The sequence below is a fragment of the Arcobacter sp. YIC-80 genome, assembly GCF_044841725.1.
In the GTDB taxonomy this organism is placed as follows: Bacteria; Campylobacterota; Campylobacteria; order Campylobacterales; family Arcobacteraceae; genus Arcobacter_B.
Genome location: NZ_JBJBSI010000005.1, coordinates 51,512 through 63,192, shown reverse-complemented (window position 1 = coordinate 63,192; position 11,681 = coordinate 51,512). Strand labels below are relative to the sequence as shown.

Genomic DNA, 11,681 nt, shown 5'->3' with positions numbered 1-11,681 from the left:
TTTCTTTTATTTATATGGTAGAGTAAATTCAATATTTACATCAGAAAAGGATTTATTTTGATGAAATCCTGCACATTTTTTAGCAAACTGCATAAATGAATCTTTCATTTTATAATCTAAAATTTCAATAGTTCCTTTTGCGATAATAGAGTTATCTTTTATTTCATATTTCATAGGTACTTTGTTTGTTACTTCATTCATAGTTAAATCTAATGTTAACATTTGTTTTTGTGTATCAACATCAGAAATTGAACCCTCAATAGTTTGTGCTGTAGCTAATGAAAATAAAGTACTTGTGATATTTTTATCTCTAAAAGGGTTTTTAGAGTCAAAAGAAGCTGTTTTAATTTTAACGTTTGCACTTTTTAAAAAAGATGATAATTCATCTGCTTTTTTAATATTTAAAGAAATATCTTTAAAAGAACCAGATACAGGGGCTTTTTTCTCTGTTTTAAAACCTGTCCATTTTACTTGTAACTCTCCATTTTGTTCATAAGCATAAGAGCTTGTAAGTAAACCAATACTAAGTAAACTTGAAATAACAAATTTTTTCATCTAAAATCCTTTATTGTTTAATAATCATAGTTTATTATATGGGATTTATGTTTAAAGTATTTATATTTTTAGAGTTAAATAATTTTAATTTTTATATAAGTAAAAAGATAGTGTTGAGTAACACTATCTTTTAGTAATAGTTAGTTTAAATTTTATCTTCAGCTTTGTCCACTACGTCTTCTGCTTTATCTGCTACATCTTCTGCTTTATCTTTTACTTCTTCTGTCACATCTTCAATTTTATCTTCTGTTGTATCATTTTGCATACAACCTTGTAATGTGAAAACTGTCAGTCCTAGAACTAGTAATAAATTTATAATTTTTTTCATTTTAGATACTCCTTTAGATTTTATTATTTAATTTTAATTAGGGTTTTTTCCCTCTTAATGCGTTAGAAACTGCTGAAACAACTAATAATATTATAAAAATAAAGAATAATATTTTAGCAATTTCTGCTGCAGCACCTGCTATACCTGTAAATCCTAAAACCCCAGCAATAAGCGCTAGAATTAAAAATGTTAAAGACCATGATAACATGAATACTCCTTTTATGATTTATAGATAAAACAATTATATAAAAATAAAATATGAGTTAGCTGTATTAAATTATTAAATTTATAAATTTTTTATAAATCTAATAATTTTATATTTTTATTTTGAGTGATATTTTAATCAATAATGATATTTCTTCCTAGTGATTTAGCTTGATAAAGTTTTTTATCTGCTTGTTGCATGATTGATTCAATAGTATCATATTGCGTAGGTTTTATAGATATTACTCCTGCTGAAATGGTTAGATATGCTGATACTTCACTATTTATATTATCAATTTTTAATGCTTTGATTTCCTTACTTATAAGCTGTGCTAAATTTGTTGCAGTGTGAGCATCTTCATTTGTAATTATGATAGTAAACTCTTCTCCTCCAATTCTAAATACAAAGTCATTTGGACGCTTACATACCTTTTTAAGACATTGTGCTACTTTTATAAGAGCTTCGTCTCCTTTTCCATGTCCATAAGTATCATTTAACTTTTTAAAGTAATCTATATCAAAAAGTATTACACTAAAAATATTTTTATTTCTTTTTGATTTTTGTAACTCTCTTTGAAATAGCTCTTCAAAAAATCTTCTATTATAAAGATTTGTTAATTGATCAGTAATTGACAATCTCTCTAACTCTTTATTTATTTTTTGAAGTTCTCTTTGGGCTTCAATTCTAGCTTTTCTTTCTCTTATTAGTTTTATTGCTTTTGAAGAGATATTGTCATACATTGATAATATTGCATCAATTAGTACTCTCATAGAACCACCCATTTGATTATCAGAAATTAATTGAGCTTCATCGATTTGTTTTCCATCTTTAATAGAATGAATAATATAAGCAAGTCTTTTATCTTCATCAATTATATGAAATGCTAACCATCTAATTAAAAACATAAGTATTTCTTCTATTGTTTCATGTAAAGTTTTGTCTTTATTTTTTTCTCTTATTTCTAGGACTTTTGGAAGAAATGAGTTATGACTTTTTTTATGAAAGTTAATAAGAACATTGTCTTTTAAATGTTTTTCCCAAACTGCTTCTTCACTTTTAAAGTGATAGTCTGCATATTTAGCTAATTCATTAAAAGTCTCTTCAATTTCAAAAGTTTCATCTTGTGTTAAACTATTAGCAAGTTTATTTAGTAGTTTAATTAATGTTTTATGTTCTTCATCAACTTGTTTTATACCTGTTTCAAAATTTTTATTCCAAGGAAATATAACTATCGCTTCAAATTTATTTTCTTCTTTCAATCTCAATTACCTTCAATATTGTTACTTATATTATAACACACTATTATTATTTATCTAATAAAAAAATAGTTTTTATTAACTGACCAAGGGTCAATGATTAAAAAGTTTTTAAGTTTTCTTCTAATATACTACAAAAAACATTGACTGACGGTCGGTCAATGATAAAGGAGTAAAGTGAGTCCAAGAAAAGTAAATAAAGAAGAAAAAAGAAGAGAAGTTGCTCTTGCTTGTTCTGATTTAATACATGATGTTGGCATGAAAAGTATTACTGTAGCCCAAGTTGCAAAAACAGCAGGAATTGGAAAAGGTACTGTTTATGAATATTTTGAAAATAAAGATGACATCATTTTTGAGATTATAAATATTCATATAGAACAGTATCATAATGAATTTAAAGAAAGTATCAAGACTGTTAAAAATACTAGAGATAAAATTGCACATTTTTTTAAGTTTGCTTTAGATGATAGTGAAGAAAATATGAAACATTTCAATGGATATAAAGAGTTTCTATCTATTGTTTTATCAGATGATAATAGTTCTATGAAAGAGTTTAATTGTGATACTCATGATTTTTTTAAAAAACAATTAGTACAAATTTTAGAAGATGGTGTGAAAATAGGTGATTTAAAACCAGAAGCTATTGATTTAGCAGAAAGTTTACTTATTTTTGAAAAAGGTTTAGTATTGATGAAAATGAGTCAAAATAACCATGATGTAAAAAGAAAATTTGAAAACTTTTTAGACATTATATTTAAATTGATAGAAATTAAAAAATAAGTAAAAAAATAAGGAAAAATAATGATAAAAAAGATATTAGTTACAGCTTTTTTAGGTATGGGTCTTTTATTTGCTAAAGGACCATCATTAGTTGAGACAACAACTTTAGAAAAAGGTGAAGTAAATCCTTTACAAGAGTTTGTTGGTACTCTAAAATTTGATAATGAATCTATGCTAGCTGCACAAAACTCAGGACTTGTAAAAAAAGTAAATTTTGAGGTTGGAGATAAAGTATCAAAAGGAAAGGTTTTAGTTCAAATTGATGATGATTTATTAACAGCACAAATTAATGCAGCAAAAGCAAATTTAAATATTGCTAAAAATGAACAAAAAAATTCATCAAAAGATTACAATAGATATAAGAAACTTTTAGAGTCAAAATCAATTACTCAAAAAGAGTATGATGATTCTCTTTTAAAATCAAATTCTTCAAAAAGTAACGTAAAAGCTTTAGAAGCAAAACTAAAAGAACTTACTATTCAAAGCCAAAAGAAAAGAATTAAAGCACCATTTTCAGGTGTTGTAGTTGAAAAAAGTGTAAATTTAGGTGAATGGGTATCAGCAGGAAGTAAAATTGCTAAAATAGTTGATACTTCTAAGGCTGAAATTACATTTAATATTCCATTAGAAATTGTAGATGGTCTTAGAATGGGTGATATGTATGATATTAAAATTGGGAAAAAAGTTGTAAAAGCAAAGCTTTCATCTGTTATTCCAAATGGAGATAAATTAACTAGAACATTCCCTGTTAAATTTAAAGCAAATGTTGAAAATATTTTTGTTTTTGATGGACAAGAAGCAAAAGTTAGTCTTTCTAAAGATGCAATAAAACAAGCACTTGTTTTACCAAGAGATGCTGTAATTAAAAGATTTGGTCAAAATGTAGTATTTGCAGTAGATGAAAAAAATATAGCTATGATGATTCCTGTAAAAGTAGTAGGTTTTTTATCTAGTAAAGTAGCTATTGAAGGACAAGGACTAAAAGAAGGAATGCAAATTGTGGTAAAAGGAAATGAAAGAGTTTTCCCTAAATCACCAGTAAAAATTATAAACAAAGATAAATAGGAATAATCAATGGATTTAATCAAATTTTCCATAAAAAATCCAGTTACTATAATAGTATCAGTACTTATTGTAGTAATTTTTGGTTTTTTATCACTTAGTAAACTTCCTTATCAATTAACACCAACAGTTACTAAACCTGAAATTAAAGTAACTACTAGTTGGGGTGGAGCTACTCCTTATGAGATTGAGCGAGAGATAATTGAAGAGCAAGAAGAAGCATTAAAAAGTTTAAATAACTTAATAGAGTATGAATCATCTTCAAAAGATAATTATGGTGAAATTACTTTAACTTTTAAACTTGGAACAGATATTAGAGCAGCATTACAAGATGTATCAAATAAATTAAATGAAGTAAGTTCATATCCAAGTGCAGCAGATGAACCTGTAATTGAAACTGCAAGTGCTAGTCCAGTTATTTGGATGATGTTACAAACACTTGAAGGTAATGATAGACATGTAGATGAATATAAAACGTTCTTTGATAATGAAATAGAACCAGCTATAAAAAGAGTTGAGGGTGTTTCAGGAACTATGGGCGGTGGTGGCCGTGAGCAAGAAATGCAAATTGAGTTTGATGTAAATAAATTAGCTTCTTATGGTCTTACTATGCAACAAGTTATTAATACTATAGAAAATGAAAATGTTGATGTTTCAGCAGGTATTCAAAATTTAGATAGAAGATCATATAGAATTAGAACAGTACATAAATTCTCAACACCTGAAGATATAGAAAATGTAATTCTTATTTCAAATAGAGAACAAAGAGTAAGAGTTGCTGATGTAGCAAAGGTAAACTTTGGTTATGAAACTGCTAGTACTGTTGCTATGTTCTTAGGTAAAGATGGTATTTTCTTAGGTGTTCAACCAAATAGTGAAGCAAATATTGTAAAACTAACAAATGATGTTGAAAAAGTTGTAAATGAATTAAATGCAGGTGTTTTAAAAGAAAAACAGTTAAAAATTCATTGGTTATATGATCAAAGACCTTATATTGTAGGTTCTGTTGATTTAGTACAACAAAATATTATGATAGGTGCAATACTTGCAGTTATTATTTTAATTACATTCTTAAGAAGTGTATCTCCAACAGCTGTTGTAGCAGTAGCAATTCCAATATCAGTTATTGGTACATTTATTATACTTCAAGCAATGGGAAGAAGTTTAAATACTATTTCTTTAGCAGGTATTTCTTTTGCTGTTGGTATGTTAGTAGATGCTGCTATTGTTGTTTTAGAAAATATTGATAGACATAGAAAAAATGGTGCAAGTATTAGTGAGGCAGCATATAAGGGTGCTAGTGAAGTTTGGGGTGCATTAATTGCCTCAGCATCTACAACTATTGCTGTATTCTTACCTATTATTTTCTTAGAAGATGAAGCAGGTCAATTATTTAAAGATATTGCTATTGCTGTTACATCAGCTGTATCATTCTCATTATTTGTTTCAATTGCAGTAATTCCAATGTTATGGAAAAAGTTTGCAGCAATTTCTAAAAAAGAACCAAAAAATGCAGGTGCAGTAGCAAAATTTGGAGAAAAGCTAGTTGATTTTATTATGTCAATTGTAAATATCTCACTAAAAAATTTATTTACAAAAATAGTTACTATTTTATCATTAGCTGCTTTCTCAGTTGGGGCTATATATGTTTTATTTCCTAAATTGGATTATTTACCACAAGGTAATAAAAACTTGATTTTCAATATTTTGATTGCACCTCCTGGCTTATCATATCAAGAAAGATATGATATGGGAGCATATTTAATGAAAAGAATTGAACCTCATGTAAACCAAGAAGTAGATGGAGTACCTGGATTAAATAGAGCCTTTTTTGTATCTTTTGGTGATTTCAACTTATTTGGTGGAACTTCAATGGTTGAGGATAGAGCAAAAGATTTAATACCAATGTTTAGACCAATTGTAAACTCAATGCCATCAGTATTTGGTGTATCTTTACAATCAGGAGTATTTGAAAATGGTATTGGTGAGGGTAATACTGTAAACATTGATATTAGTGGTGAAAGTATTGAAGATATTGCTACAGTTGGAGGACAATTATTTGGTGCTACTATGCAAGCTATTGAAGGTAGTCAAGTAAGACCAGTTCCATCAGTTGAGCTTTTATATCCAGAAGTTAGAATCAAACCTAACCAAGATGCTTTAAAAGCTTTAGGTATGAGTTCTCGTGATTTAGGTGTAGCTGTTGATGTACTTATGAGTGGTAGACAAGTAGGTGATTTTGAACAAGATGGTAAAAAGAAAATTGATTTAGTTTTAAAAGCTGATGATAAGTTTATTCAAACACCACAAGATATTATGGGTTCTCAAATAGCTTTACCAAATGGATCTTTAGTTCCTATTTCTTCTCTTGCTTCTTATGAGTCTACAACTGGTATTTCAGAAATTAGACACTTAGATGGGAAAAGAACAATTACACTACAAGTTACACCACCTCCTGGTATGACTATTGATGAAGCTATGAAAAGTATTGGTGGAATGTTAGCTGGTATGAAAGAAAAAGGAATGATTTCATCAGATGTAGAAATAAATCTTTCAGGTACAGCAGATAAATTAACTGAAACAATTGGTTTATTACTTGGTAACTTTTTATTAGCATTAGTTATTGTATACTTATTAATGTCAGCATTATTTGGTAACTTTATATATCCAATAGTAATTATGTTTACAGTTCCTTTAGCAACAGCTGGTGGTTTTATTGGTCTTGCCTTAACAAACGCCTTTATTGCACCACAACCACTTGATATTTTAACTATGCTAGGCTTTATTATTTTAGTTGGTATTGTTGTTAATAATGCAATTTTAATTGTTCACCAAAGTATTAATTATATTAATAATCATGGAATGGAACATAAAAAAGCAGTTGTTGAAGCTACAAGAACAAGGGTAAGACCTATTTATATGAGTTCATTAACTTCTATTTTTGGTATGCTACCATTGGTTTTAGTTCCCGGTCCTGGTTCAGAATTTTATAGAGGTTTAGGATCTGTTATTACAGGTGGTTTAGCATTCTCTACAATTTTTACTATTTTTGTAACTCCTGCACTTTTAATGTTCTTCATTAAATTAGAGCAAGTAGTAAGAAGTAAAAATAAACCAGTTGATGTAAGTAAAGCATAAAGGATAAGTATATGAAAAATATTAAAAACAAGTTATTAAAATTATCTTTAGTAGCATCTATTTTTGTAGGTGAAGCATTTGCTTTAAATTTAGATGAGGCTGTAAATCTTGCCCTTAAAAATAATCATGAGCTAAAAGCAAAAGCTTATGATTATAAACAAAGTATTCAAAATATACAGCTTTCAAATGCAAACTATTTACCAAAACTTGATTTATCTTATGATTATAATAAAAGAAATGAAGTAATAGGTTCTCAAAATAAAGAAGATGCTACATTTAGTGCAGCTATTTCTTATAACCTATTTAATGGTTTAAAAGATATATCAAATAAACAAGCTTCAAAATTTTTATCAAAATCTTCAAGTTATTCACTAAATGCTTTGAAGCATGATATTATATTAGAAACTAAAAAAGCATATATTAATTATCTTGATAAATTAAATGCTTTAAAAACTTATGAAAGTGAATATAAACTTTTTAACAATCAGTTTAATGATGCAAAAAATAAATATGACCAAGGATTATTGGCAAGAAATGACTTTTTACAAGTTCAAGTAAATATGTCAGGTGCAAAGCAAAATGTAGTAAAAGCAAAATCAGATCTTAGAGTTGCGAAACTTCAATTATCAAATATTTTGGGAGGAGTTGATTTATCAAATGAGTTTATAGAAAACTTAGAACCTAAAACAATCTCTTCTTCTATACATAAAGAAGAATTATTAGAAAAAAGAAGTGAAATTGAAGCTTTAAAAATGAGTCTTGAAGCCTTAAAAAAACAAAAAAAATCTCAAAAAGGCTCTTATCTTCCAAAATTAGATGCAAAGCTATCACATAATAGATTTTATGAAGATTTAGGTTTTAATGAAATTGATGGAAATGATAATCAAAATGTAGCAACATTAAGTGCCACTTGGAATTTATATGAAGGTGGTTCTACTCAAACGCAATTAGCTATTTTTAATACGCAAATATCAAAGTTAAAAACACAAATACAAAAAACACAGCTTGATATAAATTTGCAGTATGAAAATGCAAAATCAGCCTTAGAAGTTGCTAGTGAAAACTTTGAGACAGCAACTTTAGCATTAAAGCAGGCAAAAGAAAACTATTCAATTGTAAACAATAGATTTAAAGAAGGTGTTTCAACTTCTACAGATTTAACAGATGCAAACTTTTTATTAACTTCTGCAAAACAAAAATATAATAGAGCGTATTTTGATAAGTATCTATCAATAGCAACGCTTGATAGAATTTTTGAAGTAAAATAGTTCTATGCAAAACTTAGTAAAAAAAGAGTTTCAATTATTTATTTTGATAACTCTTTCTTTACTATTTTTAAGTTTAAACTCTATTTTATGTAAAATAGCTTTAGTAAATAGTTTTATTGATCCTTATTCTTTTACTTTTTTCCGAGTTCTTTCTGCTTTTTTAACACTTCTTTTTTTGATTAAATTTAATCAAAATAAAAAACTAAAACAAAACAAAATAGATTTTAAGAGTAATTGGTTGAGTGCTTTTATGCTTTTTTTATATGCAATTGGTTTTTCTTATTCATATTTGAGTTTAGAAGCAGGATTTGGAACATTACTTTTATTTACAGTTGTACAGATAACTATGCTATTTAGCTCTATTTTTTTTAAAGAAAAGATAAGTTTAAATAAAATCTTAGGTTTAGTGCTTGCATTTATAGGTTTGATTTATCTTTTATATCCTTCACAAGATTTTAAAATATCGTATTTTCATTTATTTTTGATGTGTCTTTCTGGTTTTGCTTGGGGAGTTTATTCTGTTTTTGGAAAAAAATCTAAAAATGCCTTATTTAGTACTTATGACAATTTCTTTAAAGCTTTTATTTTTACGTTTATTTTTTTTATATTTGTTAGTGTTCATAGTTTGAATATTTCTTTAAATGGCTTTTTATTAAGTTTTATTTCTGGAAGTATTACTTCTGCAATTGGTTATGTTCTTTGGTATAAAGTTTTACCTAAAATTACTATTATTACAGCTAGTATACTACAACTTTTAGTACCTATTTTAGCTATATTGATTAGTGTAATATTTTTAGATGAAATATTTACTACAAATCTTTTAGTTGCGACAATATTAGTATCTTTAGGAGTAATTATTTCTATTGTTAAAAGAAAAACTAATCAAAATATCTAAAATCCTTGTCTTCACTTCCATCTTTTTTTCTATTTTTAAATTTCCACATTGTTTTAAAATATTTAAAGCTTTGAAAAGAAAGAAATAAAGCTAATATAAACATAAGTATATAAAAAATAATAAATAATAATTCCATTTTTAATCCTTATCTTTCTTCATTGGAAATACCTTTGAAAGGATCAGTCCATTTAAGTTCAGATGGTACACTTTTTGAAGGTCTTGAATCTGTTTTTGAACTAGGTTCTCTTAATTTATTTTGAGAAAAAGAAAAACTACCACTAGGTTGTTTTAGAATAACTAGAAAAAAAACTAATATTACTAGTGCTACAAGTATTTTAAATATTTTTCCTGATAAATCATCTTCTTTTTCTTTTTTTTCTGACATTTTTATTCCTACTATTTTTATATTTTTATTTTTGCATATAATTAGTTAAGATTATATTATTATATATGTAAATAAACTGTCAAGATATATTACATTTTAAAATTTACAGTTTTTTTGTATACTTTTTTTAATCACAAGTAGCATGGACTTTCCTAAGAAAAGAGTGCAATTTCAACATTATTTAATGTGATTAAAATATTCTCCAATATTTTAAGATGAGATATATTAGAGTTTTTAAAGCAATTAATATTCAAACCCAAGTCAATTATTGAATAATTAAGCTTTTAAAATCCCTTTAAACACAGTTTATTTAACTAAATCAAAAACTTAAATATCTCATCTTTATTTCTTTTATTTTTTGTTATTGTCAAGAAAATGTCAATAAATCTTGTGTAAGTATCTTTACATTTTAACACTATAATTTGACAATCTATAAATATAAATATTAGGAGTTTAGATGAAATTATATGCACCATGGGAAAAGGCTTTTAAAAAAGTATCAACTCCCTTTGAAGAGTTTTTACATGCTCAAACTACTACAGGTTTAATTTTAATCGTAATGACAATATTAGCTTTAGTTTTAGCAAATAGTGCACTTTCTGAAATGTATTCTCATTTTTTTCATACATATATTGATTTCAATGTTGGTTCATGGAAACTTTCTCATTCTCTTCATCATTGGATAAATGATGGACTTATGGCAATATTCTTTTTTTTAATTGGTTTAGAAATAAAAAGAGAGATAACAGCAGGAGAGTTATCAAATATTAAAGTAGCCCTTTTACCTATTTTAGCTGCAATAGGTGGTATGCTTTTCCCTGCACTTATTTATACTAGTTTAAATTACGGAACAGTAGGAGCATCAGGTTGGGGGATTCCTATGGCAACTGATATTGCTTTTGCTATTAGTGCTTTAGTTTTATTAGGAAAAAGAGTTCCAACAGCATTGGTGACTTTTTTAGTAGCACTTGCTATAGTAGATGATTTGGGAGCTGTTTTAGTTATAGCTATATTTTATACAGAAACAATCAATATGCTTCCTCTTAGTTTAGCAGGAACAATGTTTTTAATAATGATATTATTTAATAGATTCGGTATTCATGCTATATTACCTTATTTTGTTATTGGTTTATTTATGTGGTTTTTTATGCTAGAGTCAGGAGTTCATGCAACAATTGCAGGAGTTCTTGCAGCACTTGCTATTCCATCTACCCCTAAAAGAGCTCCTAAAAGTTTTACTTTAGATACAAAACATTTATTAGATAAATATGATGAATACTCAGTTAAAGAAAATCATACTATGCATGAAGAACAGAAAAAAATACTTACTAATATAAAAGATAAGGTTGATGAGGTTGGAACTCCAGCTGCTCGTTTAGAGCATTCGCTTCATTTACCTGTTGCTTTATTGATTATTCCAATATTTGCTTTAGCAAATGCTGGTATAAAAATTGATTTTGCATCAATTGGAACTACTATTTTAGAACCTGTATCCCTTGGAATTATATTAGGATTAGTTTTAGGAAAAGTCATTGGAATATTTGGTGTTTCATGGATAGCTATCAAATTAAAAATAGCACAACTTCCTAAAGATAGCTCAATGAGTCAAGTATTTGGAGTATCTTTTTTAGCTGGTATTGGTTTTACAATGTCTATATTTGTAGCTGACTTAGCTTTTATTGGAAATCCTGAACTTATATTTCAATCAAAAATTGGAATTTTAAGTGCTTCTTTATTTTCAGGTTTATTTGGATATTTTTGGTTAAAATCAATATCAAAAAAGAGTAAATACTAAAATAGTGTAATAAA

The 11,681-nt window shown here is 26.9% G+C and carries 11 protein-coding genes; 6 read left to right on the top strand and 5 right to left on the bottom strand.

Features of this window, described 5'->3' with window-relative positions; translation table 11 throughout:
- Nucleotides 1–6: 6 nt before the first annotated feature.
- The 3 genes from ACH5BK_RS08450 to ACH5BK_RS08440 all read right to left on the bottom strand — a co-directional run bounded on the left by ACH5BK_RS08450 (nt 7) and on the right by ACH5BK_RS08440 (nt 2,347).
- Entirely contained in the window at nt 7–555 is a 549-nt protein-coding gene (locus tag ACH5BK_RS08450) for a YceI family protein (protein WP_404306375.1), read from the bottom strand.
- A 365-nt stretch (nt 556–920) separates the two neighbouring features.
- Complete coding sequence (locus ACH5BK_RS08445; protein WP_404306373.1) at nt 921–1,091, bottom strand: DUF1328 domain-containing protein; 171 nt, start codon at nt 1,089–1,091, stop codon at nt 921–923.
- A 131-nt stretch (nt 1,092–1,222) separates the two neighbouring features.
- Nucleotides 1,223–2,347 carry a GGDEF domain-containing protein gene (locus ACH5BK_RS08440; protein ID WP_404306371.1) on the bottom strand — a complete coding sequence of 375 codons (1,125 nt, stop codon included), beginning with the start codon at nt 2,345–2,347 and terminating at the stop codon, nt 1,223–1,225.
- Between the two features lie 174 nt (nt 2,348–2,521).
- Between ACH5BK_RS08440 and ACH5BK_RS08435 the strand changes: the two genes are divergently transcribed.
- Genes ACH5BK_RS08435 through ACH5BK_RS08415 form a run of 5 tightly spaced genes read left to right on the top strand, consistent with a single transcriptional unit; the run spans nt 2,522 to nt 9,487 of the window.
- A complete protein-coding gene (locus ACH5BK_RS08435) occupies nt 2,522–3,124 on the top strand; it encodes a TetR/AcrR family transcriptional regulator (protein ID WP_404306369.1) in 603 nt (200 codons plus the stop codon).
- Nucleotides 3,125–3,145: 21 nt separating this feature from the next.
- Nucleotides 3,146–4,189 (top strand): efflux RND transporter periplasmic adaptor subunit, encoded by a 1,044-nt coding sequence (locus ACH5BK_RS08430; protein WP_404306367.1) that lies wholly within the window; start codon nt 3,146–3,148, stop codon nt 4,187–4,189.
- 9 nt (nt 4,190–4,198) lie between these two features.
- Nucleotides 4,199–7,324 carry an efflux RND transporter permease subunit gene (locus tag ACH5BK_RS08425; RefSeq protein WP_404306365.1) on the top strand — a complete coding sequence of 1,042 codons (3,126 nt, stop codon included), beginning with the start codon at nt 4,199–4,201 and terminating at the stop codon, nt 7,322–7,324.
- Nucleotides 7,325–7,335: 11 nt separating this feature from the next.
- The gene (locus ACH5BK_RS08420; protein ID WP_404306363.1) at nt 7,336–8,592 is read left to right on the top strand and encodes a TolC family protein; all 1,257 of its coding nucleotides are present in this window, start codon (nt 7,336–7,338) and stop codon (nt 8,590–8,592) included.
- Between the two features lie 4 nt (nt 8,593–8,596).
- Entirely contained in the window at nt 8,597–9,487 is an 891-nt protein-coding gene (locus tag ACH5BK_RS08415; protein ID WP_404306361.1) for a DMT family transporter, read from the top strand.
- On the opposite strand, the gene ACH5BK_RS08410 is transcribed toward ACH5BK_RS08415, so the two are convergent.
- Together ACH5BK_RS08410 and ACH5BK_RS08405 are read right to left on the bottom strand one after the other, a co-directional pair.
- Nucleotides 9,471–9,623: a hypothetical protein gene (locus tag ACH5BK_RS08410; protein WP_404306359.1), complete on the bottom strand. Its 153-nt coding sequence runs from the start codon at nt 9,621–9,623 to the stop codon at nt 9,471–9,473. The genes ACH5BK_RS08415 and ACH5BK_RS08410 overlap by 17 nt on opposite strands.
- 9 nt (nt 9,624–9,632) lie before the next feature.
- Nucleotides 9,633–9,872, bottom strand: coding sequence for a hypothetical protein (locus ACH5BK_RS08405; protein ID WP_404306357.1), 240 nt, complete (start codon nt 9,870–9,872; stop codon nt 9,633–9,635).
- A gap of 457 nt (nt 9,873–10,329) precedes the next feature.
- Between ACH5BK_RS08405 and nhaA the strand changes: the two genes are divergently transcribed.
- On the top strand, nt 10,330–11,667 hold the full coding sequence (gene nhaA / locus ACH5BK_RS08400; protein WP_404306355.1) for a Na+/H+ antiporter NhaA: 1,338 nt from the start codon (nt 10,330–10,332) through the stop codon (nt 11,665–11,667).
- Nucleotides 11,668–11,681: the final 14 nt, after the last annotated feature.